Source organism: Curtobacterium luteum (assembly GCF_014646995.1).
In the GTDB taxonomy this organism is placed as follows: Bacteria; Actinomycetota; Actinomycetes; order Actinomycetales; family Microbacteriaceae; genus Curtobacterium; species Curtobacterium luteum.
In genome coordinates, this window is sequence record NZ_BMOI01000001.1 from 311,382 (window position 1) to 337,018 (window position 25,637).

Consider the following 25,637-nt stretch of genomic DNA (forward strand, 5'->3'; position numbering starts at 1 on the left):
GCACCGCGCACGACCGCACCGCGACCGAACACCATGGAGGCTTCGCATGGCTGACCCGAAGGGCTTCCTCAAGGTGCAGGAGCGCGAGCTCCCGCCCCGTCGCCCCGTTCCCGTGCGGCTCATGGACTGGAAAGAGGTCTACGAGCAGCAGGAGTCCGGAGCGCTCAAGCGGCAGGCCGGCCGCTGCATGGACTGCGGCGTGCCGTTCTGCCACCAGGGGTGCCCGCTCGGCAACCTCATCCCGGAGTGGAACGACCTCACCTGGCGCGGCGAGGGCCGGCAGGCGATCGAGCGACTGCACGCCACGAACAACTTCCCGGAGTTCACGGGCCGGCTCTGCCCGGCGCCGTGCGAGGCGTCCTGCGTGCTCGGCATCAACCAGCCGCCGGTGACGATCAAGCAGGTCGAGGTCTCGATCATCGACGAGGCGTTCCAGAACGGCTGGGTCACCCCGCACCCGCCGGAGCGCCTGACCGGCAAGACCGTCGCCGTCGTCGGGTCGGGCCCCGCCGGCCTCGCGGCCGCGCAGCAGCTCACGCGCGCCGGGCACACCGTCGCCGTCTACGAGCGGGACGACCGCATCGGCGGCCTGCTCCGGTACGGCATCCCGGACTTCAAGATGGAGAAGCGCCAGATCGACGCGCGTCTCGCCCAGATGCAGGCCGAGGGCACCCGTTTCCGCGCCGGCGTCGAGATCGGCCGGGACATCACCTGGGACGACCTGAAGTCGCGCTACGACGCCGTCGTGGTGGCGACGGGTGCGCTCGTCCCGCGGGACCTGCCGATCCCCGGTCGTGACCTCGCCGGCGTCCACTTCGCGATGGACTACCTCGTGCAGCAGAACAAGACGAACGCCGGCACGACGGTCGACAACCAGACCACGGCCGAGGGCAAGCACGTCGTCGTCATCGGCGGCGGCGACACCGGCGCGGACTGCATCGGCACGGCGCACCGGCAGGGCGCCCTGAGCGTGACGAACCTCGCGATCGGCAAGCAGCCGCCGCTCGAGCGTCCGTCCGAGCAGCCGTGGCCGATGTTCCCGACCGTGTTCGAGGTCACGAGTGCACACGAGGAGGGTGGCGAGCGGCACTTCCTCGCCTCCACCGTCGAGTTCCTCGGCAACGAGGCCGGCGAGGTCCGTGCCCTCCGGGTCGCCGAGACCGAGTACCTCGACGGCCGTCGTGTGCCGAAGGCCGGCACCGAGCGCGAGATCCCTGCGGACCTCGTGCTCATCGCCATGGGCTTCACCGGCCCCGAGACGGACACCATCGCGCCGCAGCTCGGCCTGCCCACTGCACCCTCCGGCGCCCTCGCTCGTGAGGCCGACTACTCGACCAACGAACCGGGCGTCTTCGTCGCCGGGGACGCCGGTCGCGGACAGTCGCTCATCGTGTGGGCGATCGCCGAGGGCCGTGCCGCAGCGGCCAAGGTCGACGCCTACCTCGAGGGCTCGACGATCCTGCCCGCTCCGGTCAAGGCGACCGACCGCGCGATCACGGTCTGAGACCGACGTGAACGCATCGGGAACCCCGACCCGCGAGTGAGCGGCAGGCCACCAGCACTCGGTAGGGTGCTGGTGGCCTCGCTTCGTTCCGCGCGGCCCCACAGCGCGGAAACCCAAGCACCACCCACCACCAGAAGGAATCCATTGAGACGCGCAAAGATCGTTTCGACGCTCGGACCGGCAACGTCGGAGTACGAGACCGTCAAGGAGATCATCGAGGCGGGCGTCGACGTCGCCCGACTCAACCTCAGCCACGGTGACTACAGCGTCCACGAGGCCAACTACGAGAACGTCCGCCGCGCCGCCGCGGAGCTGGGCAAGCCCGTCGCGATCCTCGTCGACCTGCAGGGTCCGAAGATCCGCCTCGCGAAGTTCGCGAACGGCCCCCACGAGCTCGCCGTCGGCGACGTCTTCACCATCACCACGGAGGACGTCCCCGGCTCGAAGGAGATCTGCGGCACGACGTTCAAGGGCCTCCCGCAGGACGTCAAGCCCGGCGACCCGCTCCTCATCGACGACGGCCGCGTGCGACTCCGCGTCCTCGACACCGACGGCGTGCGCGTGCGCACCGAGGTCGTCGTCGCGGGCACCGTGTCGAACAACAAGGGCATCAACCTGCCCGGTGTCGCCGTCAACGTCCCCGCGCTGAGCGAGAAGGACGAGGCCGACCTCCGCTGGGCGATCCGCCAGGGTGCCGACCTCATCGCGCTCTCGTTCGTGCGCAACGCCGCCGACGTGCAGCGTGCCCACGAGATCATGGACGAGGAGGGCAAGCGCCTCCCGGTCATCGCGAAGATCGAGAAGCCGCAGGCCGTCGACGCGCTCGAGGAGATCATCGACGCCTTCGACAGCATCATGGTCGCCCGCGGCGACCTCGGTGTCGAGCTGCCGCTCGAGGCCGTGCCGATCGTGCAGAAGCGCGCCGTCGAACTCGCACGCCGCATGGCGAAGCCGGTCATCGTCGCGACCCAGATGCTCGAGTCGATGATCTCGTCCCCGATCCCGACCCGCGCCGAGACGTCCGACGTCGCGAACGCCGTGCTCGACGGCGCGGACGCGGTCATGCTCTCGGGCGAGACCAGCGTCGGCGAGTACCCGGTGCAGACCGTCCGCACGATGGCCCGCATCGTCGAGTCGACCGAGGACCACGGCCTCGAGCGCATCGCGCCGCTCGGCACGAAGCCGCGCACCCTCGGCGGCGCGATCACCCTCGCCGCCGTGGAGATCGCGGAGTTCACCGAGGCGTCGTACCTCTGCGTGTTCACCGAGTCGGGCGACTCCGCCCGCCGCATGTCGCGCCTGCGCCACGGCCTGCCGATCATCGCCTTCACCCCGAACGAGGCGACGCGCCGCCGCATGGCGCTCACCTGGGGCGTCCGTTCCTTCCTGGTGGACCGGAAGACGCACACCGACGAGCTGTTCTCGCAGGTCGACGACGTGTTGCTCGAGCACGGTCTCGCGGCACCCGGCGACCGGGTCGTCGTGACGGCGGGATCGCCTCCCGGCATCGAGGGCTCCACGAACGACCTCCGCGTGCACCGCGTCGGTGACGCGCACGCCGAGGCCGCTCCGGCCTACGTGCGCGACTGACGCCGGTCGCGTCCCGACAGGGCGCGGACGGGAGGCACGGTGTGCGCGACACACGCCGCCTCCGGTCCGCGCCCTGTCGCGTCCCACCCCGCACGACGTGACCGGGGCACGTCGCGCCCGCGCCAGCGCCCGCGATCCGGACGCACCCGGGGCAGACCGTGCCCGCGTTCCGGATCCGCGCCGCGGCCGAGGCGACCACGTGCCCGCGTGACCGGGCAGGATGGCCGGTGTGAGCCTCCAGGATGACACCGTGTCAGCACCGACCGGGGCCGACGTCCGTCGCTGGCGTCGGTACCTGGCGGACGAGCGCGCGGAAGCCGCCGTCTACCGGAACCTCGCCGCCCGCCGCGAGGGCGAGGAGCGCGAGATCCTCGCCGCCCTCGCCGACGCCGAGGGGCGGCACGCGCAGCACTGGCTCGAACTCCTCGGTGACGACGTGGGCCGGCCGCAGCGGGGGAGCCTGCGGACGCGCGTGCTCGCCGCCCTCGCCAAGCGGTTCGGATCGGTGTTCGTCCTCGCGCTCATGCAGCGTGCCGAGGACCGCTCGCCGTACGCGGAGGACGCGGACGCGACGGCCCGCATGGCGGCCGACGAGCGGATCCACGGCGAAGTCGTCCGCGGCCTCGCGAACCGTGGACGGATGCGCCTGTCCGGCACGTTCCGCGCCGCAGTGTTCGGTGCGAACGACGGCCTGGTGTCGAACCTCGCGCTCATCATCGGCATCAGCGCGTCGGGCGCCGACCGGCACTTCGTCCTCCTGAGCGGCATCGCGGGCCTCCTCGCGGGTGCGTTGTCCATGGGCGCGGGCGAGTACGTGTCGGTGCGGTCGCAGCGCGAGCTCCTCGAGGCGTCGTCACCGCACCCGGAGGCCGGTCGCGCCGTCGCGGACCTCGACGTGGACGCCAACGAGCTCGCTCTCGTCTACCGGGCGCGCGGGATGGACGAGGCGGCTGCGCACGCCCACGCCGACGAGGTGATCGCCGGGCTCGCGGTGGGGTCGGACACGGGCGCGACCGCGACCCGCGACGACCACGAGGCCGTCGGGAACGGCATGAGCGCGGCGGTGTCGAGCTTCTGCTTCTTCGCCTCCGGTGCGGTGATCCCGATCCTGCCGTACGCCTTCGGACTGGAGGGGTGGCCGGCGATCGCGCTCGCGGGTGTGCTCGTCGGGATCGCGCTGCTCGGCACGGGCGCGGTCGTCGGGGTGCTCAGCGGGGCGTCGCCGCTGAAGCGAGCGTTGCGGCAGCTCGCGATCGGGTTCGGCGCCGCGGTGGTGACCTACGGGTTGGGTCTGCTCTTCGGGACCGGCGCCGCGTAGGGGGCAGGGTTCAGCGGCGCGCTGCGGCCCGCGGCGGCAGGAGCAGCAGCGCGGCGGCGCCGACCACGATGAGGGCGATGCCCGCGAGCACCGTGAAGACCGCGAGCGCGAGTCCCGGCGCGACGAGGACCGCCATGCCGCCGAGCACCGACAGCACACCGCTGACCGTGCTCGGCACCCGCGACGAGCCCGGGTGCCCGGCGAACGCGCCGACGACCGCCACGATGCCCTCGATGACGAAGCCGAGGCCGGCGAGGACGGCGTACACCACCAGCGGGACCGCGGGATCGACGAGGCACAGCAGGCCGGCGAGGCCGACCAGGACGCCGACCACGCCGGACGTCCACCGCCACACGGGGGCCGTGCCGTGCCCCCGGACCGCGGCGAACACGCGCAGCGCGCCCGCCACGACCAGGTACACGCCGAACAGGACCGCCACGAGGACCAGCGTCGGACGCGGCCAGGCCACCGCCACCACCCCGAGGGCGATCGCCACCACGGCGGTCACCACGACGAACACGCGGAACGTGCGGACGGCACGAGAGTCCACGAGCTTCCTCCCTGATCGGCGCTGCTCGGACTCCGACGGTACCCGGGGGTGGACACCACGGTTGCGCGGCCACGTGCAGCCGGGCGGGTGAGCGTGCAACCGGATGCAACCTGCCCGGTCGTACCGTGCCGTGCAGGCGCGGACCCAGCGTCACCGACAACGTCGTCGAAAGGTGTCCACCATGACCATCGCACCGTCCCCGTCCACCTACGCCGCACCCGGCGAGGCGGGCTCGCTCGTGGAGTACCGGTCGCGGTACGACCACTTCATCGGCGGGGAGTACGTCGCCCCCGCGGGTGGGCAGTACTTCGAGAACCCCACGCCGGTGACCGGCAAGGTCTTCTGCGAGGTCGCCCGCGGTGACTCGACCGACGTCGACCGCGCGGTGGAGGCCGCGTGGAAGGCGTTCCCGGCGTGGGGGAGGACGAGCGTCGCCGAGCGGGCCACGATCCTCAACCGGATCGCGGACCGCATGGAGGAGCACCTCGAGATGCTCGCCGTCGCCGAGACGTGGGAGAACGGCAAGCCGATCCGGGAGACGCTCGGCGCCGACATCCCGCTCGCGATCGACCACTTCCGCTACTTCGCCGGTGCGATCCGTGCGCAAGAGGGCTCGACGGGGGAGATCGACCACGACACCGTGGCCTACCACTTCCACGAGCCGCTCGGCGTCGTCGGGCAGATCATCCCGTGGAACTTCCCGATCCTCATGGCGGTGTGGAAGCTCGCGCCTGCCCTCGCCGCGGGCAACTGCGTCGTCCTCAAGCCCGCCGAGCAGACCCCCGCCTCGATCCACGTGCTCGTCGAGCTCATCCGCGACCTGCTGCCCGCCGGGGTCCTCAACGTCGTGAACGGTTTCGGCATCGAGGTCGGCGCCCCGCTCGCGCAGCACCCCGACATCCGCAAGGTCGCGTTCACCGGCGAGACCACCACCGGCCGGCTCATCATGCAGTACGCGTCGCAGAACCTCATCCCGGTGACGCTCGAGCTCGGTGGCAAGAGCCCGAACGTGTTCTTCGCCGACGTGGCCCAGGAGCAGGACGCGTTCTACGACAAGGCCCTCGAGGGCTTCGCCTTCTTCAACCTCAACCAGGGCGAGGTCTGCACCTGCCCGTCCCGAGCCCTCGTGGCGAAGGAGATCTACGACGGCTTCGTCGCCGACGGCCTCGACCGGGTCCGTGCGGTGAAGCAGGGCCACCCCCTGGACCCGTCGACGATGATCGGGGCGCAGGCCTCGAACGACCAGCTCGAGAAGATCCTGAGCTACATCGACATCGGCAAGCAGGAGGGCGCGAAGCTCCTGACCGGTGGCGAGCGCGCGGACCTCGGCGGCGAGTTGTCCGGCGGGTACTACGTCACGCCGACGGTGTTCGAGGGCGACAACGCGATGCGCATCTTCCAGGAGGAGATCTTCGGGCCGGTCCTGGCGCTGACGTCCTTCAGCGGCTACGACGACGCCATCCGGATCGCCAACGACACGCTCTACGGGCTCGGCGCCGGGGTGTGGAGCCGTGAGGCCACGACGCTGTACCGGGCGGGACGAGACATCCAGGCCGGGCGCGTCTGGTCGAACACCTACCACCAGTACCCGGCGGGTGCGGCGTTCGGCGGCTACAAGCAGTCCGGCATCGGGCGCGAGAACCACAAGATGATGCTCGAGCACTACCAGCAGACGAAGAACCTCCTCGTGTCCTACGCCGAGGGTCCGATGGGCTTCTTCTGATGAGCACCGCCCGCGTGGCGGCCACCCTGGCGGCGGAGGAGCTCCTGCGCTCCCTCGCCGCCCGGCACGGCCCGCTGATGTTCCACCAGTCGGGCGGCTGCTGCGACGGCTCGAGCCCGATGTGCTACCCCGTCGGCATGTTCCGCACGGGCCCCGGCGACGTCCTGCTCGGCGCACTCGACATCGACGGGATCGACCCCGTCGAGGTCTACATGTCCCGCGCGCAGTTCGAGTACTGGAAGTACACGCACCTCACGATCGACGTGGTCGACGGGCGGGGCGCTGGTTTCTCGCTCGAGGTGCCGGAGGGGAAGCGCTTCCTGACCCGATCGCGGATGCTGACGGACGACGAGCTGGTCGACCTCGGACTCGTGCCGCAGGGGCGGTAGCGGGCCGGGAATCCGGTCGCGAACGGCGTGGATCATCCGCAGAACGCGGGTGGTCCGCGCTGTTCGTCCGTCTGGCGCAGTTCTCGGCCGCTGAGGACCCCGTGGCACCCCTGCGCGAGGCTGCGGCGTCGGTGGCGTGCGTCAGGATCACTCCGGTATGCCATCTGACTCTCCTCGCGCCGAACACCTGGATCGGCGCGGCCTCGACATCGACGAGGCGGTGTCCTTCTACGAGCGTGTCTACGCCAGTCACGACATCCACATCAGCGGCGCGACGCGCGGCGAGTTCGCGTGGCGGTACCGCACCGTCGGGGACGAGCACGTCTCGGTCAACACCTCGGCCGTCGGCGCGCGGCGGTGGGGCACGATCAACCCGGGCAGGCAGTACATCCTGGCGTGGGCGACACGTCCCGGCATCCTGCTCGACACGGATTCGAGCAGCCCGCTCGAGATGGTCCCGGGCGTGCCGGTGATGTACCCGGCGCACCGGGAGTTCACGTTCGACGCGACGCCGAACACGCAGCACCTGGTCCGGTTCGACGGCGACTTCCTCGAAGCGGTCGCCGCGGCGCACCGGGACGGCGTCCCCGGGCCGCTGGTGTTCCGCCGCCACCCGGACCCCGAAGCGCTGCGGACGCTGCAGCGGGTCATCTCCGCCGCCGGACCCGAACTGCTCCACGTCGACACGGCACGATCCACCCGCATCCGGAGGAACCTCGCCCTCGCGGAGGCCGTGGCAGCGGCGTTCGACGCCTCGCCCCGGAAGCGGGTCGTGCCGCCCGCCGGGACGGCTCGGTTCCGCTCCGCACAGGAGTGGATCGTGGCGAACGCCCACCTCCCGATCTCGGTCACGGACGTCAGCCGCGCATCCGGTCTCAGCGTGCGTGGTCTCCAGGACGCCTTCCAACGCGAGGTCGGCATCACGCCGATGCGGTTCCTGCGTGAGACGCGCCTACACCGCGTGCGCGCGGAGCTGCTCTCCGCCGACGCCGCGGAGACCACCGTCGCGGAGGTGGCGCGAGCGTGGGGGTTCTCCCACCTCGGCCGCTTCGCCGCCTACTACGAGCAGGTGTTCGCGGAGCTGCCGTCCGCCACGCTCCGACGACCGCTCGCTCCGCGGTAACAGCGGCAGCCGCGGCAGCTGTGGGCCCCTGCACGGCTCCCGCCGTCCGGCGGTCGTCGGCGGGGCAGTGGTCGAGAACCCTCCCGTCGTGAGAGAGTTGATGTCAGCCGGATGGTTACCGGCGAGAGCGTTCCCTCCCTGATCCAGGACGAACGCTCGGCCGCGGGGGACGTCCGTCCAGCGGCGGATCGTCCCCCGCGCGCTTCCGGCACCGAACGCGCCCACTGTGCCCACTGTGCCCACTGCGCCCACTGTGCCCACTGCGCCACCGCGGATATGGTCCGCGCGCCAGGTCGGACGTAGGCTGACCGCACCGACCGCGACGACGCGGCGGGGGATCCGGACAGGAGGCCGCATGCGCGCACCGTCCGGCCTCCGTCCGCTCGTGGCCGAGTCGTGGCGCCGGTCTGCCCGCGTCGACCCGGATGGGCTGCCGCCACTGGCGCTCGGCCGCGACGAACTCGACGCGGTCCGACGGGCGGGACCACTCGGCACCGCCCTGCCGGTCGTCCGGCGACTCCTGCTGGACGATGCCCGCGCCGCCGGCTGCATCGTCGCCCTGGCGGACGCCGCAGGACGTCTCGTGTGGGTGGACGGGGCGCACCGGGCCCGCAGTGCCGCCGAGGAGATGGGCTTCGTGCCCGGCGCGGACTGGGCGGAAGAGCACGCCGGCACGAGCGCACCGGGGACCGCCCTCCGGCTCGGTCGTCCGGTCCAGATCCACGCCGAGGAGCACTACGCGACCGCCGTCAAGGCGTTCTCGTGCACGGCGGTCCCGCTCCGAGACGCATCGGGCACCGTGGTCGGCGCGCTCGACCTCACCGGCGACGACCGCGCTGTCGAACGGCACACCCTGCCCCTGCTCACCGCTGCCGCCGCTGCCGCCGAGGCGGAACTCGCCCTCGCGGCGCTCCGGCGCCCGTCGTCCGCGGCACCGCACCCCGCTGAGCTCGAGCTCCTCGGGTCGGACACGGCGACCCTCCGGACGGGGTCGAGCGCGGTGCGGCTGTCGGAGCGCCACTCGGAGATCCTCGCGGTGCTCGCGGCAGCGCCTGCGGGCCTCCCGGCCGCGGACCTCGCGGTCGCCGTCTACGGCGACGTCCGCGCGGTGACGACCCTCCGGGCTGAGGTGGTGCGCCTCCGACGCGTGCTCGCCGACCACGCACCGGACGCTCGCCTGACGTCGCGGCCGTACCGCCTGCAGGGGTTGCGCACCGACGTCGACACCGTGCTGTCCGCGCTCGACCGCGGGGCGCGCCTCCAGGCCGTCGATCGGTACACCGGGCCGGTGCTCCCGGGGTCGGCGTCACCGGGCGTCGACGACCTGCGCGACCTGGTGCGGACACGGTTCCGGGAGGCGCTCGTCGCCGACGGCGGCGTCGACGCGCTGCTGGCCTGGTCGCGGACACCGGACGGCGCGCAGGACCCGCAGGTCCTGCGGGCCCTCCTCGGCGTGCTGCCGCGGCGGTCGCCGCGACGGGCCGGCCTGGTCGCCGCGGTCGAGGCGATCGAGCGTTCCTGACGGTTGCCCGCCGGCCGGGAGGCACGACACGCGTCGACCTGTCGGCCGACCGTGCGTGCCTCCCGCAGCGGGCACCGGTGGGGTGACGAGTGGGTCGGGACCGGCTGGTCAGGACCCGCGGGTCAGGACCCGCTGGTCGGGGCCGGGGTGGCGGTGCTGTCCTGGCCGGGTGCGCTGCTGCCGGTGGGCGGGGTCGGGGCGGTGCCGTCCTCCAGGGGCTTCGGTGCCGTCCCGTCCTTGGGCGGGGTGGGCGTCTTGCCGTCCTTGGGCGGGGTGGGCGTCTTGCCGTCCTTGGGCGGGGTGGGTGCCTTCCCGTCGGCGAGCGGACCGGCGAGGCAGCCCGGGGCCGGTGCGGAGCCGGGTGCTGCGTTCCCGCCCGGTGCTGCCGAGCTGCCCTTCCCCGGCGCGGCCGGTCCCGCGGTCGGGGCTCCCGACGGAGCCCCGCTCGGGGCCCCGCTCGGCGCACCCGTGGGCGCTCCGCTCGGCGCGGTCGAGGGCGCGCTCGGCGCGGCCATCGCGGCCGTCACGCCGACCCCGCCGAGGACCAGCGCCGCCGCGGCTGCCGAGCCGATGCCGACCGCGCGGAGGGTCCGGCGCCGACGCCCGACGGTGGGGCGGTCGTCCTGTTCGTGCTGCATGGTGTCTCCTCTTCGTGGGCGGCGGACCGGGCGGTCCGCCGACGAGGACGACGGTCGGTTCCCAATCTGAAGCAGGACTGAAGCATCGGCGGCGCACAGGCGTTCTCCAGGTCGTTCCATGCTCCGTGATGGCCGAGCCGACCTACCGTGTCCGCCGTGAACGCACCAGCACGCATCCTCGTGGTCGAGGACGACGACTCCCTCCGCACCGCGGTCGCGACGACCCTCCGCGCCGAGGGCTTCGTCGTCGCCGAGGCCTCCGACGGCCGACGCATCGCCGAGGACCTCGACCGTGCGGCACCCGACCTCGTTCTGCTCGACTGGATGCTGCCCGGGCCGAGTGGCATCCTCCTGGCGGCCCGCATCCGTGCCCGCTCCGACGCCGCCGTCGTGATGATGACGGCGCGGGACGAGCTCGACGACCGACTCCGCGGGTTCGCCGAGGGTGCCGACGACTACGTGGTGAAGCCCTTCGCGATGGCCGAGCTCGTCGCCCGCGTCACGGCCGTGCTGCGGCGACGGGGGCGGGTTCCGTCCGTGATCGAGGTCGGCGACCTGGTGCTCGACCCGGACGGCGCGACCGTGCGGCGAGCGGGTGTCCTGCTCGACCTGACGGCGACGGAGTTCCGCCTCCTGCGGTTCCTCGCCGAGAGCCGTGGGCGGACCGTCTCGAAGGCGCAGATCACGACGCAGGTCTGGGGGTACGAGGACATCGCACCCAACGTCGTCGAGGTGCACCTCAGCGCCCTGCGTCGGAAGATGGAGGCCCACGGGCCGCGGCTCGTGCACACCGTGCGGGGGCTCGGGTACCGGCTCGCCACCGACCGGGGCGCAGCGTGAACCACCCCGCGGGACGCCTCCGCACCACCTCCCTGCGATTGCGGACCGTGGTGGCCGTCACGGTGCTGCTCGCCGTGCTGCTCGCCGTGTTCGTCGTCGCCGTCGAGGCGGTCCTCGGCGCCCGGCTGACCGCCCAGGTCGAGGAGCGCCTCCGGGACCGCGCTTCGGCGGCCGCGGCGCTCGTCGGGGTGCTCGACGCGGACGACCTCGCCGACCGGTTGTCGGCGCAGGGCCTCTCGGTCCGGATCGTCGAGCCGGACGGGGCCTCCGTCGAGGCCGGACCCACGCCGGCCCAGCTCCGGAAGGGACCGCCCGACCCCGCGGGACTGCCGGGACCGGCGAAGCGCTCGGGCTCGGACGGGGGCGCGGGCCCGGCGACGGCCGGTTCGTCGAGCGCCGGGACGACGGGCGACACCACGGCCGGCGGCAGCACCGGGACGCGCATCACGTCGTCCTCGGTGCGCGACGACGACGGCGTCCTGACCCTGCGTTCGGACCTCGCGGACGGCACGCGCATCACGCTGACAGCGGGGACACGGGACGTCCAGGAGACGCTCGCGCAGGTCGGGTGGGTCCTCGGCGGCGCGTCGGCCGCGTTCCTCGGCGTGGCGGTGGTCGGGCTCGTGCTCGTCGTCCGACGGACGATGCGACCGCTGGACGAGATGACCGGCGCCGCACGGTCGATCGCCGCCGGCGACCGCGGGCGACGGCTCCGACCGGCCCGGACGGACACCGAGATCGGCCGGGTGGCACTCGCCTTCGACGAGATGCTCGACGCCGTCGAGGGAGCGGAGGCCAAGGCCGTGGCTGCCGAGGGGCGCGTGCGCGGGTTCCTCTCCGATGCCGCGCACGAACTCCGCACCCCCGTCGCTGGTGTCCGAGCCGCCGCGGACACCCTCGTCCGGAACGGTCCCGCGGACCCGGCGACCACCGAGGCGATGGCCGTGCACGTCGTCCGACAGGCTGACCGCGCTGCGCGCCTCGTCGACGACATGCTGACGATGGCCCGGCTCGACCGGGGGATCGACCTCGACCGCCGGCCGACCGACCTCGGGCCGTGGCTCGCCGCCGAGGCCGAGCGGCTGCGGCTCCGCCTGCCGAGCACGACCCTCGACGTCGACGTCCCCGGCCACGAGGTCGTCGCCGACGTCGACCCCGACCGCCTCGCACAGGTCGTCGGCAACCTCGTCGACAACGCGGCGCGGGCGTCCGGTGGAGCCGGGCGCGTGCGGCTGGAACTGACCGACGGGCCCGGGGAAGCCCTCCTCCGCGTCGAGGACGACGGCCCCGGCATCCCCGAGGCCGACCGGGAACGCGTCTTCGACCGGCTCGTGCGGCTCGAGGCCTCCCGGGACGCCCGCTCGGGCGGTGCGGGGCTCGGGCTGCCGATCGCACGGGGGATCGCGGACGCGCACGGCGGGTCGCTCGCGCACGCCGGTGTGCGCCACGGCGGTGCGGACCGGGGCGGTGCGGGCCGGGAGGGCGGGAGCCGGGCGCTCGGCGGCGCCGTGTTCGAGCTGCGGGTGCTGCTAGCCTGATCTCCTCGCGAGTGTGGTGGAACGGTAGACACGGGGCACTCAAAATGCTCTGCCTCACGGCGTGCGGGTTCGAGTCCCGCCACTCGTACAACGGCGGTCACTGCGCAGGGGACAGTCCCGACAACTGGCAGTTCCGTGGTCTAGTAGGCTGCTCTGCGTGAGTGACACAGAAGCAACCCCAGCAGCACCGCGTCGCGTCGTCGTCGCCGAGGACGAGTCGCTCATCCGCCTCGACATCGTCGAGATCCTCCGCGACAACGGCTTCGACGTCGTCGGTGAAGCGGGCGACGGTGAGACCGCCGTGCAGCTCGCGACCGACCTCCGCCCCGACCTCGTCGTCATGGACGTCAAGATGCCCCAGCTCGACGGCATCTCCGCGGCCGAGAAGCTCTCCAAGAACCACATCGCTCCGGTGGTCCTCCTCACGGCGTTCAGCCAGAAGGACCTCGTCGAGCGCGCGACCGAGGCCGGCGCCCTCGCCTACGTCGTCAAGCCGTTCACGCCGAACGACCTGCTGCCCGCGATCGAGATCGCCCTCTCGCGTCACCAGCAGATCATCACGCTCGAGGCCGAGGTCGCCGACCTCGTCGAACGCTTCGAGACCCGCAAGCTCGTCGACCGGGCCAAGGGGCTCCTCAACGAGAAGATGGGCCTCACCGAGCCCGAGGCGTTCCGCTGGATCCAGAAGGCCTCGATGGACCGCCGTCTCACCATGCACGACGTCGCGAAGGCGATCATCGAGCAGCTCAGCGCCAAGAAGTAGCGACGCAGGTCGCTCGCACGAGAGCGCCGCCTCCCCTCGGGGAGGCGGCGCTCTCGTCGTCCGTGGCGACCACACGGCGGCCTGGAGGCTCGGTGCCCGCTCGCCTCGGGCCTCCCGTCCGGCGCGCCCGGGCGCGCACGCCGTGGGCGCGCGACGTGTCGCTCTCGTCGCCGCAGAGCGACGTTTCGTGACCCCAGCGCTGCGCGCGGGCGGGGTGTCGTGACCGCTCGGCGACCACACGGCGGACGGGAGTCGCGGTGCTCGCCCGTCACGGGCCTCCCGTCCGGCGCGCCCGAGCGTCGGCGCCGTGGGCGCGCGACGTGTCGCTCTCGTCGCCGCAGAGCGACGTTTCCTGACCCCAGCGCTGCGCGCGGGCGGGGTGTCGTGACCGCTCGGCGACCACACGGCGGACGGGAGTCGCGGTGCACGCCCGTAACGGGCCTCCCGTCCGGCGCGCCCGAGCGCCGGCGCCGTGGGCGCACGACGTGTCGCTCTCGTCGCCGCGGGGCGACGTTTCCTGACTCCAGCGCGGCGCGCGAGCGGGGTGTCGTGACCGCTCGGCGTCGCGGCTCGCGCTCGGCGACCACGCGGCGACCACAAGGCGGTCGGGAGGCGTGGCGCTCGCCCGTCGCGGGCCTCCCGTCCGGCGCTCCCGAGCGCCGGCGCCGTGGGCGCGCGACGTGTCGCTCTCGTCGCCGCGGGGCGACGTTTCCTGACCCCAGCGCGGCGCGCACGCGGGGTGTCGTGACCGCGCTTGACGGGAGGCCCAGGTGGTTCCGTCAGCGGGCGTCGCGGATCATGTTGGTGATGCGGACCGTGGAGCAGCGTCGCCCCTGGTCGTCGGTGAGGACGATCTCGTGCGTGGTGAGCGTGTTCCCGAGGTGGATGGCCGTGCAGGTGCCGGTGACGATCCCGCTCGTCGCGCTGCGCGAGTGCGAAGCGTTGAGCTCGATGCCGACCGCGTAGCGACCCGGGCCGGCGTGCACGTTCGCCGCCATCGAACCGAGGCTCTCCGCGAGGACGACGTAGGCGCCGCCGTGGAGCAGGCCGACCGGCTGCCGGTTGCCCTCGACCGGGATCGTGCCCACCGCGCGCTCGGCCGTGAGCTCGGTGATGACCATGCCCATCTTCTCGGCGAGTTCGCCCATCCCGCGCACGGCGAGCCGGTCGTCGACGGCGTTCGTGGTGGTCGCTTCGTCGGTCACGCGCGCAGGACTCCCGTGTCGGATGGCGTCGGTAGGCTGTCCGGGTGTCGGACTCCGCAAAGCCTACCCTCATGGTCATCGACGGCCACTCGCTCGCCTTCCGGGCCTTCTACGCGCTGCCGGTCGACAGCTTCGTGAACCGCGAGGGGCAGCACACGAACGCCATCCACGGCTTCATCTCGATGCTGCTCATGCTCCTCCAGCGCGAGAAGCCGACGCACCTCGCCGTCGCGTTCGACATCTCCCGGTTCTCGTTCCGCACCCGTGAGTACGAGGACTACAAGGGCACCCGGTCCGAGACGCCGCCGGAGTTCAAGGGCCAGATCCCGCTCCTGCAGCAGGCGCTCGAGGCGATGGGCATCACGACGGTCACGAAGGAGGACTACGAGGCCGACGACATCCTCGCGACCCTCGCCCGCCAGGGCTCTGAGCAGGGCTACCAGGTCTACGTCGTGTCCGGCGACCGCGACTCGATCCAGCTCGTGAACGACGACGTCACGCTGCTGTACCCGTCGGTCCGCGGTGTCTCCGAGCTCACCCGCTACGACCGCGACAAGGTGTACGAGCGCTACGGCATCGAGCCGCACCAGTACCCGGACATCGCGGCCCTCGTCGGTGAGACCAGCGACAACCTGATCGGCATCGACAAGGTCGGCGAGAAGACCGCCGTCAAGTGGATCAACCTCTACGGCTCGCTCGACGGGGTGCTCGAGCACGCCGACGAGATCAAGGGCGTGGTCGGCAACAACCTCCGCGAGCAGAAGGACCGCGCGGTCCGGAACCGCAAGCTGAACCGGCTCGTCAACGACGTCGAGCTGCCGGTGGGCCCGGCCGACGTCGCGCTCCGCCCGCTCGACGAGCAGGCGGTCCGCGACCTCTTCGCCAAGCTCCAGTTCCGCACGCTCCTCGACCGCGTGTTCAAGGTCGCTGGCACGGGCGAACCGTCCGAGTCCGCTGCCGCCGAGGGCGGGGTCGACGACGGCGCCCCGGTGCCGCCGAAGGTCACCACGATCATCGACGAAGAGCTCGGCTACTGGCTCGAGCGCAAGGCGAAGGACGCGGCGAACGGCTTCGGCGTCGCGGTCGAGGTCATCGACGGCCGGCTCAGCGCGATCGGCATCGCCACGCACGACGACGCGGTGCTGGTCCCCGGCGGCAGCGGCGCGAAGGACTACGAGCAGCTCGCGGCCTGGTTCGCCTCGGACGCACCGAAGCACTTCCACGACGCGAAGACGGCGATCAAGGTGCTCGCCACCGTCGGCTTCACGGTCAACGGCCTCGTCGGCGACGCCCGCATCCTCGGGTGGCTGGCGCAGCCCGGCAAGCAGGGGCAGCCCCTCGCCGACCTCGTCTACCAGGAGCTCGGCGAAGAGCTCCCCACCGCCGACCCGAACCAACTCGTGCCCGAGACCGACCCGGTGAACGTCGGCGTCCACGCCTGGTACGTGCTCCGCGTCACGACCGCCATCCGCGCCCGGCTCGACGAGTCCTCGCTGCGGGTCCTCGACGACATCGAGCTGCCGCTCGTGCACGTCCTCGCCGCCATGGAGACCACCGGCGTCGCGATCGACCGACCGGTCCTCACGAACCTGTCGCACGAGCTGGGGGAGCGCGCCGCCGACCTCGCCCAGCAGGCCTTCGCCGAGATCGGGCACGAGGTCAACCTCGGCTCGCCGAAGCAGCTGCAGGAGGTCCTCTTCACCGAGCTCGCGATGCCGAAGACCCGCAAGACGAAGACCGGCTTCTCGACCGACGCAGCGAGCCTCGCCGACCTGCAGGAGCAGCACCCGCACCCGTTCCTCGGCCTGCTCCTGCAGCACCGCGACGCCACGAAGCTCCGCCAGATCGTCGACACCCTCGACGCCGCGATCGTCGACGGCCGCATCCACACACGCTACGAGCAGACCGGCAGCAGCACGGGTCGCATCTCCTCGACCGACCCGAACCTGCAGAACATCCCGGTGAAGACGGCCGTCGGGCGTCGGGTCCGCTCGGCGTTCGCCGTGGCCGAGCCCTACACGACCCTGATCACCGCCGACTACTCGCAGATCGAGATGCGGATCATGGCGCACCTGTCCGGCGACCCCGGGCTGATCCAGGCGTTCAACGAGGGCGAGGACCTGCACCGCTTCGTCGGCGCCCGGGTCTTCGGTGTCGAGCCGGCCGACGTCTCGCCGGAGATGCGCACCAAGGTGAAGGCGATGTCGTACGGCCTCGCGTACGGACTGAGCGCGTTCGGCCTGTCCAAGCAGCTCCGCATCGAGCAGTCCGAGGCCCGGACCCTCATGACGGAGTACTTCGCCAGGTTCGGCGCGGTCCGGGACTACCTCCGCAACGTGGTCGAGCAGGCCCGCGAGGACGGCTACACCGAGACGATCTTCGGCCGCCGCCGTCCCTTCCCCGACCTCAAGAGCCCGAACCGCGTCCTCCGCGAGAACGCCGAGCGCGCCGCCCTGAACGCGCCGATCCAGGGCTCCGCCGCCGACATCATGAAGATCGCGATGCTCGGTGTCGCTGCGGACCTCCGCGACGGCGACCTCGACTCGCACCTGCTGCTCCAGGTCCACGACGAACTCATCCTCGAGGTCGCGCCCGGCGAGCAGGAGCGCGTCGAGGAGATCCTTCGCACCCGGATGGGCGGCGCTGCCGAACTGAGCGTCCCGCTCGACGTCTCGGTGGGTGTCGGCCCGAACTGGGAAGCCGCGGCGCACTGACGCCGCTGGTCGCGACGCGACCACTCGACCGACGGGAGGCGCGGTGCCAGCTGGCACCGCGCCTCCCGTCCGTCGTCAGCGCGCGCACCACGCTGGCGCAGGCACACGATCCTGCTCGAGCGCCGTGCCGTCCTTCCCGTCACGCGTGCGATGCACGACGGAACCGGGGCGTCGGTGGTCAGGACGAACGACCCGGCACGCAGGGGACGACCAGGCGAACGCTCCTCGGTAGGGTCGTCTGCATGAGCCAAGAGCGTCCCGTCCGCCAGCCCACCGCCGTCGACCGCGTCGCCGAGGACTGGGTGACCACCCTCGTCGACCTCGATCCCACCGTCGCCACGTACATCGGCGTGCCCGGCCGCACGGGGGAGTACGGCGACACCTCGCCCGCCGGCGCCGCCGCGACGGCCGAGGCCGCCGCAGCCACGAAGCGCGCCCTCGACGCCGCCGAGGCGACCGACGACGTCGACCGGGTGACGAAGGCCGACCTCGGTGCCGAGCTGGACCTCATCGCCGAGTCGTACGAGCGGAAGCTCCACCTGCGCGACCTCAACGTCATCGCGAGCCCGGCGCAGTCCGTGCGCGAGGTCCTCGACCTCATGCCGACCGCGACCGAGACGGACTGGCAGGACGTCGCGAGTCGACTCGCCGCCCTCCCGGACGCCCTCGAGGGCATCCGCGAGACCCTGCTCGAGGGCACGCGGGAGCACGTCACCCCGGCGAAGCGCCAGGTCGCGCTGATCGCCGAGCAGGCCGCCCGCACCGGCGCCGAGGACGGGCTGTTCCAGCAGCTCGCCGACGGCGCGTCCCTCGAGGACGGCGGTGCGCTGCCCGAGTCCCTCCGTGAGGACCTCCGCCGCGGTGCCACCGTGGCGGCCGCTGCGTACCGCTCGTTCGGGCAGTTCCTCGAGCACGAGCTCCTGCCGCTGGCGACCCCGGTGGACGCCGTCGGACGCGAGGACTACGAGCTCCACTCCCGCCGGTTCCTCGGCGCCACGGTCGACCTCGACGAGACGTACGCCTGGGGCCTCGAGGAGCTCGCCCGGATGCGGGACGAGCAGGAGCGCATCGCCGACCGCATCGAGTCGGGCGCGAGCGTCGCCCGGGCGATCGAGGTCCTCGACCAGGACCCGGCACGCATCCTGCACGGCACCGACGCGCTGCAGCGGTGGATGCAGGAGACGAGCGACGAGTCGATCCGCGAGATGGACGGCCGGTTCTTCGACATCGCGGAGCCGATCAAGCGCCTCGAGTGCCGGATCGCCCCGACGCAGGAGGGCGGCATCTACTACACGGGTCCGTCCGACGACTTCTCCCGCCCGGGTCGCATGTGGTGGTCCGTGCCGCAGGGCGTGACCGAGTTCGGCACCTGGCGTGAGAAGACGACGGTCTACCACGAGGGCGTCCCCGGCCACCACCTGCAGATCAGCCAGGGCGTCTACAACCGCGGCGAGCTGAACACCTGGCGCCGCCAGCTGGCCGGGTCGTCGGGGCACGTCGAGGGCTGGGCGCTGTACGCCGAGCGTCTGATGGAACAGCTCGGCTTCCTCGACGACGACGGCGACCGGCTCGGCATGCTCGACGGCCAGCGGATGCGTGCCGCCCGGGTCGTGCTCGACATCGGGGTGCACCTGCAGAAGACGAACCCCGACGGCGGCGCGTGGACGTGGGAGTACGCCCTCGACTTCATGGGGCAGAACGTCAACATGGCGCCGGAGTTCGTCCGGTTCGAGGTCGCCCGCTACTTCGGGTGGCCCGGACAGGCGCCGTCCTACAAGGTGGGGCAGCGCGTCTGGGAGTCCATCCGCGACGAGGTCGCCGCCCGCGAAGGCGCTTCGTTCGACCTGAAGTCCTTCCACCACCGTGCCCTCGCGCTCGGCAGCATCGGACTCGACACGCTGCGGACCGCGCTGGTCGGCTGACGTCGAGCACGCGGCCGGCCGGCTGTCGCCGACGGCGGACGGGAGGCGCGGTGCGGGTCCGCACCGCGCCTCCCGTCCGCCGTCACGTCGCGACGCGCGGCGACACGCCCGGTTGTGGGCGTCCTTCCGCAGCGGTTAGACTTGCGCGGCGCAATCCGCGCCAAACAACCACACCGCTGTCCGGCTCGCCCTCGTCCGAGGTGCGGACCAGAGGGTCGCTCCCTCGCCGTGCAGCCCGACTCATGTCCGTTCGGAGCAATCTCTACATGACAACCACCACGACCAAGGCTCCCAAGCAGGTCGCCATCAACGACATCGGCTCGGCTGATGACTTCCTGGCCGAGGTCGAGAAGACCCTGAAGTTCTTCAACGACGGAGACCTCATCTCCGGCACCGTCGTGAAGATCGACCGCGACGAGGTCCTCCTCGACGTCGGTTACAAGACCGAGGGTGTCATCCCCTCGCGCGAGCTCTCGATCAAGCACGACGTCGACCCCAACGAGGTCGTCGAGGTCGGCGACGAGGTCGAGGCCCTGGTCCTCCAGAAGGAGGACAAGGAAGGCCGCCTGATCCTGTCGAAGAAGCGGGCGCAGTACGAGCGCGCCTGGGGCGACGTCGAGAAGATCAAGGAGTCCGACGGCGTCGTGACCGGCACGGTCATCGAGGTCGTCAAGGGCGGTCTGATCGTCGACATCGGCCTCCGCGGCTTCCTCCCGGCCTCGCTCATCGAGCTGCGCCGCGTCCGCGACCTCACGCCGTACCTCGGTCAGGAGCTCGAGGCGAAGATCCTCGAGCTCGACAAGAACCGCAACAACGTGGTCCTCTCGCGCCGCGCCCTGCTCGAGCAGACGCAGTCCGAGTCGCGCACCACGTTCCTCAACAACCTCCACAAGGGCCAGGTCCGCAAGGGCGTCGTCTCCTCGATCGTCAACTTCGGTGCGTTCGTGGACCTCGGCGGTGTCGACGGTCTCGTCCACGTCTCGGAGCTCAGCTGGAAGCACATCGAGCACGCCAGCGAGGTCGTCGAGGTCGGCCAGGAGGTCACCGTCGAGATCCTCGAGGTCGACCTGGACCGCGAGCGTGTCTCCCTGTCGCTCAAGGCGACGCAGGAAGACCCGTGGCAGGTCTTCGCCCGCACCCACGCGATCGGCCAGATCGCACCGGGCAAGGTCACCAAGCTCGTGCCGTTCGGTGCGTTCGTCCGCGTGGCCGACGGCATCGAGGGCCTCGTGCACATCTCGGAGCTGTCGAACAAGCACGTCGAGCTCGCCGAGCAGGTCGTGTCGGTCGGCGACGAGGTCTTCGTCAAGATCATCGACATCGACCTCGACCGTCGTCGTATCTCGCTCAGCCTCAAGCAGGCGAACGAGGGCGTGGACCCGGAGGGCACCGAGTTCGACCCGGCGCTCTACGGCATGCCGACCGAGTACGACGAGCAGGGCAACTACAAGTACCCGGACGGCTTCGACCCGGAGACGAACGAGTGGCTCGAGGGCTTCGACGCCCAGCGCACCGAGTGGGAGGCGCAGTACGCGGCCGCCCAGTCGCGCTGGGAGGCCCACAAGGCCCAGGTCGCGAAGACGATCGCCGACGAGGCGCAGGGTGGCTTCGACCTCCCGGCCAGCGCGTCGTCCTCGTCGTCCTCCACGTTCTCGAGCGAGTCGAACGGTGCGGGCACCCTCGCCGACGACGCCTCGCTCGCGGCGCTCCGCGAGAAGCTCAGCTCGAACAACTGATCGAGCGGCAGACCGCGACCGGAAGCCCGGTACTCCCTCAGCGGGGAGTGCCGGGCTTCCGGCGTTCCACGAGCCGATCCCGTTAGCCTGGACGTCGTGCGCATCATCGGTCTCACGGGTGGCATCGCCGCCGGCAAGTCCACGGTCTCCGCCCGCTGGGCCGACCACGGGGCCGTCGTGGTCGATGCCGACCGGCTGGCCCGGCAAGCGGTGGCTCCCGGCAGCCCCGGGCTGGCCCAGGTCGCGGCGCGGTTCGGACCGAGCGTCATCGCGCCGGACGGGTCGCTGGACCGACCCGCCCTCGGAGCCGTCGTGTTCGCCGACCCGGACGCGCGGAAGGCGCTGGAGGGGATCACCCACCCGGAGGTCTGGCGGCTCGCGCAGCAGGCGTTCGACGCCGCCGAGGCAGCCGACCCCGACGCCGTGGTGGTGTACGACGTCCCGCTCCTCGCCGAGGCTGCCGGCGCGCGGCCGATCCGCTTCGACGCCGTGGTGGTCGTCGACGCCCCCGCCACGCAGCGTGTCGAGCGACTCGTCGCACACCGCGGGATGGACCGCGCGGACGCCGAGCGACGCGTCGCCGCCCAGGCCAGCGACGCGGAACGGCTCGCCCTGGCGGACCACGTCGTCGACGCGACCGGCACGGTGGAGGACACCCTCCGGTCCGCGGACGAGGTGTGGGCGCGGATCGCGGGGTGAAGCACCGCGTCCTGCTCCTCGTCGCGTTCGTCCTGCTGCTCGCCACCGGGGCGGGCACGGTCGTCGCCGCGAACGTGCTCGCGGCGCAGCGGCTCAGCGACGACGGGCGGACGGCGGCCCAGGAACGGACCCGTGGCGACCGCTCTGGGCCCGACGGCGAGTTCCACCGCTTCCGACTGGGGTCGATCGCCGGGGAGCGGTTGGAGCCGAACCGCGACGACTTCGCCGCCCGGACGAACGCGGACGGCCCGATGCTGCTCTTCCTGCCTGCGACCCGCGCGAAGCCCGCGCAGTACCAGCGCTTCCTCGCCGCCGCGTTGCAGGACGGGTACCACGTGCTCGGGCTCGACTACTGGAACCTCGGCAAGACCCTCTCGGGGACGTGCGAGGCCGACGCCCGGTGCTACGGACAGGTCCAACGGAACCGGTTCGACGGGAGCCGTCCCTCGCAGTTCAGCCAGGTGACACCGGCGGGGTCGATCGTCTCGCGGTTGCGCAACGCGATCGAGTACCTCGACGACCACGACCCGGACGGCGGGTGGGGTCGCTTCGTGGACGCCCGCGAGGGCATCGACTGGTCGGACGTCGTCGTGGCCGGGCACTCGCAGGGCGGGGGCGAAGCGGCCTACATCGGGCACATCCGCACCGTGCGTGGTGTGCTCATGTTCTCGTCGCCCGTGGAGTCCCTCGGCGCGGTGCACGCCGCGTGGATGGACCGGCCGGGCCGGACGCCCGTCACCCGGATGTACGCGATCGACGACCGTGCCGACGAGTTCGGTCCCCGCATCCGGGGCTCGTGGCACGCGCTCGGTCTGACAGGGCCCTCCGGACCGTTCGGCACCGACACCACGCCGCCGCTGCCCGGAGCCGACCCGCACGCGATCCTCACCGACCTGCGGCTCGGCGACCCGTCGCAGGCACACTCGCGCATCATCAAGGACTCGACGCCGCTCGACCGGGACGGCACCCCGGTGATGCTGCCCCTGTGGCAGTGGCTGCTCCACCGATTCGCGCCCGGCACCGCAGAACCGCACAGCCCGGGCGGATCATAGGCACTGGCAATACGCTCAGGTCGTGCAGCAAGCAGCAGGACTCCCCGGACTGCGCGCCCTCATCCGACAGCGCGCTGACGACGACGGCGGCCACCCGTTCCTCGAGGACGCGCGGTCCGAGCGCGTCGTGACCCGGCGGGCCCTCGACGACGCCGTCACCGCGTGGTCGGCGACCTTCGACGCCATCGGTGTGCCGGCGTCCGGGGCCGTCCTCGTCGACGTCGGCGACCCCCTGGCGTTCGCGGTGGTGCACCTCGCGGCCGTCGCGTCCGGGCGTCGCTCCGTCCCGGTGGACACCGGGCAGCCGGTCGGCGAGCCCGCCCGGCTCGCTGACCTCATCGGCGGCGCCGGGCTCGTCGTCTCCGACCGCGACGAGGACGCCGCGGTCCCGGGAGCTCCGTCGTCACGGATCGACCAGGCCACGTTCCTCCCGACCGGTGTGCGGGACGGTGACGTGCCGACGTCGGTGCCGGACGCTCCGGGGCAGGGGTCCGTCGTCCTCTTCACGTCCGGGTCGACCGGCACACCGAAGGGCGTCGAGCTGCCGGAGTCCCAGCTGCTCGTCGTGGCACGGGCCGTCGCCGCCCACAACGGCCTCACCGCGAACGACCGGGGGTTCAACTCGCTCCCGCTCTTCCACGTCAACGCCGAGGTCGTCGGGCTCCTCTCGACGCTGGTCGCCGGGGCCACCCTGGTCCTCGACCGCCGGTTCCGCCGGACGGGCTTCTGGGAGCTCCTGTCGGAGCGTCGGATCACCTGGCTCAACGCCGTGCCCGCGGTCCTCGCGGTCCTGGCGAAGACCGGCCCGCTCGACTTCCCCGCCGGACTCCGCTTCGTGCGCAGCGCGTCGGCCCCGCTGCCCGACCCGGTTCGGGAGGCGCTCGGCGACGTCCCGCTCGTCGTGAGCTGGGGCATGACGGAGGGCGCCTCGCAGATCACCGCGACGCCGCTCGGTGCACCCCCACGACCGGGCACCGTCGGCGTGCCGGTGGGCTGCGAGGTGCAGGTCCGCCGCGAGGACGGCTCCCGGGCCGCGGCCGACGAGGTCGGTGCGCTGTGGGTGCGTGGTCCGGGGATCGTCGACCACTACCTCGGCGGACGCGCTGCCGAGCGGTTCGACGCCGCAGGATGGCTCAGCACCGGCGACGTGGGCTCAATGTCCGCCGACGGCTGGGTGTCGCTCGCCGGCCGCTCCGACGACGTCATCAACCGTGGTGGCGAGAAGGTCTACCCGTCCGAGGTCGAGGACGTCCTCCTCGGCGACGACCGCGTGCTCGAGGCCGTCGTGGTGGGTCGGCCGCACGACGTGCTCGGCGCCGTGCCGGTCGCCTACGTCATCGCGCAACCGGACGTCGAGGTCGACGCCGACGCCCTGGTCGCCGACCTCGAGGCGCGAGCGGCAGCGGCGCTCACCCGGTTCCGTCGCCCGGTCGAGATCTCGGTCGTCCCGGACCTGCCGCGCGCACCGACGGGGAAGATCCGCCGCGCCGACGTCCGGACCATGGCGGAGCACCCGTGAGCAGCGCACCGAGCACGGCACCGAGCACGGCCCCGAGCACGACCGCGGGCAGGGGAGCCACGCCGGAGACGGCACCGTCCCCGACACGCTCCGCGGACGGACGGCCCCGGCACCTCTACGAGGTCGACGTCCTCCGCATCCTCACGTTCGCCTGCGTCATCGGCGTGCACACGACCAGCCACACGGCGGCGACGGACGACGTCGGGCAGAACGCGCTCCTCGGGCTGCTCCACTTCACGCGACTGGTGTTCTTCTCCCTCACCGCGTTCGTGCTCGTCTACAGCTACGACCTCCGCCCGCGGCCGATGGCACAGTTCTGGCCGAAGCGGTTCCTGCTCGTCGGTGTGCCGTACCTGGCCTGGTCGTTCGTGTACGTCGCCGCCTCGTGGCTGCTCAGCCCGACGCGGCGCGGTGACGTCCCGGACCTCGTGCGCACGTACGCCGAGGGGATCGTCACCGGTGTCGCCTGGTACCACCTCTACTTCCTGCTGGTGACGATGCAGGTGTACCTGCTGTTGCCCGTCCTGGTGTGGATCGTCCGGCGCACCCGTGGGCACCACGTCACGGTGCTCGCGGTCGCCTTCGTCGTGCAGGTCGTCGTGTTCGCCGGCTACAAGTACTTCCCGGCGAGCGACGCGTGGCTGCACGGGTACCAGAAGCAGTTCTTCTTCTCGTACGTGTTCTTCATCGTCTCCGGCGCGGTCGCCGCCGACCACGCGGACCGGTTCCTGCGCTTCATCCGCGTGCACCGACGCGGCGTGCTCTGGGGCTTCGCGGCGACCGCCGTCGGCACACTCGGCGTCTGGACCCTGCAGGTCCTGCTCGGGCAGTCGCTGTACGCCGCCGGGACGCCGCTCCAGCCCGTGCAGGTCGTCTGGAGCTCCGCGGTCTTCGTCGGGTTCCTCGCGATCGGTGCCCGCTGGGCCGACCGACGGCGGCCGGGGAGCTGGCTCGCGAAGGTCGTCGACCACGGATCGGACCGCTCGTTCGGCATCTTCCTGAGCCACCCGTTCGTCATCTGGCTGCTCCTGTACGGGGACAGCTGGCTCGAGGCGCACGTCGCACGACCGTGGCTCACCCCGGTCACCTACGTCCTCGTGGTGGTCCTGTCGGTCGCCCTGACCGAGGTCTTCCGCTGGACGCCGCTCAGTGTGCCGTTGACGGGCCGGCCGTCACTCGCCTCACGGTCGCAGCGCGAGGCACGCGCGCGGAAACGCGCGGCGGCGGCCGCCGGCTGACCCCGAGATCACCGGACTGGAGGCGCGGCACCGGACGTGCGCCGCGCCTCCAGG

At 72.2% G+C, this 25,637-nt stretch carries 20 protein-coding genes and 1 tRNA gene; 18 read left to right on the forward strand and 3 right to left on the reverse strand.

The window, feature by feature from the left end; all coding sequences use genetic code 11:
- The first annotated feature begins 46 nt into the window (after positions 1-46).
- The 3 genes from IEY20_RS01335 to IEY20_RS01345 all read left to right on the forward strand — a co-directional run bounded on the left by IEY20_RS01335 (position 47) and on the right by IEY20_RS01345 (position 4,412).
- Entirely contained in the window at positions 47-1,504 is a 1,458-nt protein-coding gene (locus IEY20_RS01335) for a glutamate synthase subunit beta (protein WP_175329160.1), read from the forward strand.
- A gap of 144 nt (positions 1,505-1,648) precedes the next feature.
- Positions 1,649-3,094, forward strand: a complete 1,446-nt coding sequence (gene pyk, locus IEY20_RS01340) for a pyruvate kinase (RefSeq protein WP_175329161.1) — start codon at positions 1,649-1,651, stop codon at positions 3,092-3,094.
- Between the two features lie 220 nt (positions 3,095-3,314).
- Positions 3,315-4,412 carry a VIT1/CCC1 transporter family protein gene (locus IEY20_RS01345; RefSeq protein ID WP_175329162.1) on the forward strand — a complete coding sequence of 366 codons (1,098 nt, stop codon included), beginning with the start codon at positions 3,315-3,317 and terminating at the stop codon, positions 4,410-4,412.
- A 10-nt stretch (positions 4,413-4,422) separates the two neighbouring features.
- On the opposite strand, the gene IEY20_RS01350 is transcribed toward IEY20_RS01345, so the two are convergent.
- Positions 4,423-4,962 carry an HdeD family acid-resistance protein gene (locus IEY20_RS01350; protein ID WP_175329163.1) on the reverse strand — a complete coding sequence of 180 codons (540 nt, stop codon included), beginning with the start codon at positions 4,960-4,962 and terminating at the stop codon, positions 4,423-4,425.
- Between the two features lie 181 nt (positions 4,963-5,143).
- Between IEY20_RS01350 and exaC the strand changes: the two genes are divergently transcribed.
- The 4 genes from exaC to IEY20_RS01370 all read left to right on the forward strand — a co-directional run bounded on the left by exaC (position 5,144) and on the right by IEY20_RS01370 (position 9,719).
- Complete coding sequence (gene exaC / locus IEY20_RS01355; protein WP_022903861.1) at positions 5,144-6,685, forward strand: acetaldehyde dehydrogenase ExaC; 1,542 nt, start codon at positions 5,144-5,146, stop codon at positions 6,683-6,685.
- Entirely contained in the window at positions 6,685-7,074 is a 390-nt protein-coding gene (locus tag IEY20_RS01360; protein WP_175329164.1) for a DUF779 domain-containing protein, read from the forward strand. Before exaC ends, IEY20_RS01360 begins: the two co-directional genes overlap by 1 nt.
- Positions 7,075-7,231: 157 nt before the next feature.
- Positions 7,232-8,197, forward strand: coding sequence for a helix-turn-helix domain-containing protein (locus tag IEY20_RS01365; RefSeq protein WP_175329165.1), 966 nt, complete (start codon positions 7,232-7,234; stop codon positions 8,195-8,197).
- A gap of 355 nt (positions 8,198-8,552) precedes the next feature.
- Positions 8,553-9,719 (forward strand): GAF domain-containing protein, encoded by a 1,167-nt coding sequence (locus IEY20_RS01370; protein ID WP_175329166.1) that lies wholly within the window; start codon positions 8,553-8,555, stop codon positions 9,717-9,719.
- Positions 9,720-9,841: 122 nt separating this feature from the next.
- Here the strand turns inward: IEY20_RS01370 and IEY20_RS01375 are convergent, their stop codons facing one another.
- Positions 9,842-10,357, reverse strand: a complete 516-nt coding sequence (locus IEY20_RS01375; protein WP_175329167.1) for a hypothetical protein — start codon at positions 10,355-10,357, stop codon at positions 9,842-9,844.
- A gap of 156 nt (positions 10,358-10,513) precedes the next feature.
- Here IEY20_RS01375 and IEY20_RS01380 point away from each other — a divergent pair, with 156 nt between their 5' ends.
- The 4 genes from IEY20_RS01380 (at position 10,514) to IEY20_RS01395 (ending at position 13,498) form a co-directional block, all read left to right on the forward strand.
- Entirely contained in the window at positions 10,514-11,197 is a 684-nt protein-coding gene (locus tag IEY20_RS01380; protein ID WP_175329168.1) for a response regulator transcription factor, read from the forward strand.
- A 47-nt stretch (positions 11,198-11,244) separates the two neighbouring features.
- A complete protein-coding gene (locus IEY20_RS01385) occupies positions 11,245-12,735 on the forward strand; it encodes a HAMP domain-containing sensor histidine kinase (RefSeq protein WP_229727791.1) in 1,491 nt (496 codons plus the stop codon).
- 7 nt (positions 12,736-12,742) lie between these two features.
- Positions 12,743-12,823: transfer RNA gene (locus tag IEY20_RS01390), tRNA-Leu, on the forward strand.
- A 69-nt stretch (positions 12,824-12,892) separates the two neighbouring features.
- Positions 12,893-13,498, forward strand: coding sequence for an ANTAR domain-containing response regulator (locus tag IEY20_RS01395; RefSeq protein WP_022903868.1), 606 nt, complete (start codon positions 12,893-12,895; stop codon positions 13,496-13,498).
- A 779-nt stretch (positions 13,499-14,277) separates the two neighbouring features.
- Here IEY20_RS01395 and IEY20_RS01400 read toward each other — a convergent pair.
- Positions 14,278-14,646, reverse strand: a complete 369-nt coding sequence (locus IEY20_RS01400; RefSeq protein WP_042726647.1) for a PaaI family thioesterase — start codon at positions 14,644-14,646, stop codon at positions 14,278-14,280.
- A 101-nt stretch (positions 14,647-14,747) separates the two neighbouring features.
- Here IEY20_RS01400 and polA point away from each other — a divergent pair, with 101 nt between their 5' ends.
- From polA to IEY20_RS01435, 7 genes are all read left to right on the forward strand, one after another.
- Positions 14,748-17,417 carry a DNA polymerase I gene (polA, locus tag IEY20_RS01405; RefSeq protein WP_175329170.1) on the forward strand — a complete coding sequence of 890 codons (2,670 nt, stop codon included), beginning with the start codon at positions 14,748-14,750 and terminating at the stop codon, positions 17,415-17,417.
- A gap of 242 nt (positions 17,418-17,659) precedes the next feature.
- A complete protein-coding gene (locus tag IEY20_RS01410; RefSeq protein WP_175329171.1) occupies positions 17,660-19,339 on the forward strand; it encodes a DUF885 domain-containing protein in 1,680 nt (559 codons plus the stop codon).
- Between the two features lie 266 nt (positions 19,340-19,605).
- A complete protein-coding gene (gene rpsA, locus IEY20_RS01415) occupies positions 19,606-21,075 on the forward strand; it encodes a 30S ribosomal protein S1 (RefSeq protein ID WP_175329172.1) in 1,470 nt (489 codons plus the stop codon).
- A 96-nt stretch (positions 21,076-21,171) separates the two neighbouring features.
- On the forward strand, positions 21,172-21,774 hold the full coding sequence (gene coaE, locus IEY20_RS01420) for a dephospho-CoA kinase (RefSeq protein ID WP_175329173.1): 603 nt from the start codon (positions 21,172-21,174) through the stop codon (positions 21,772-21,774).
- On the forward strand, positions 21,771-22,826 hold the full coding sequence (locus IEY20_RS01425; RefSeq protein ID WP_175329174.1) for a BPSS1187 family protein: 1,056 nt from the start codon (positions 21,771-21,773) through the stop codon (positions 22,824-22,826). The genes coaE and IEY20_RS01425 overlap by 4 nt, the downstream gene beginning before the upstream one ends.
- 22 nt (positions 22,827-22,848) lie before the next feature.
- Complete coding sequence (locus tag IEY20_RS01430) at positions 22,849-24,345, forward strand: class I adenylate-forming enzyme family protein (RefSeq protein ID WP_175329175.1); 1,497 nt, start codon at positions 22,849-22,851, stop codon at positions 24,343-24,345.
- Positions 24,342-25,583, forward strand: coding sequence for an acyltransferase (locus tag IEY20_RS01435; RefSeq protein WP_175329176.1), 1,242 nt, complete (start codon positions 24,342-24,344; stop codon positions 25,581-25,583). The genes IEY20_RS01430 and IEY20_RS01435 overlap by 4 nt, the downstream gene beginning before the upstream one ends.
- Positions 25,584-25,637 lie beyond the last annotated feature (54 nt).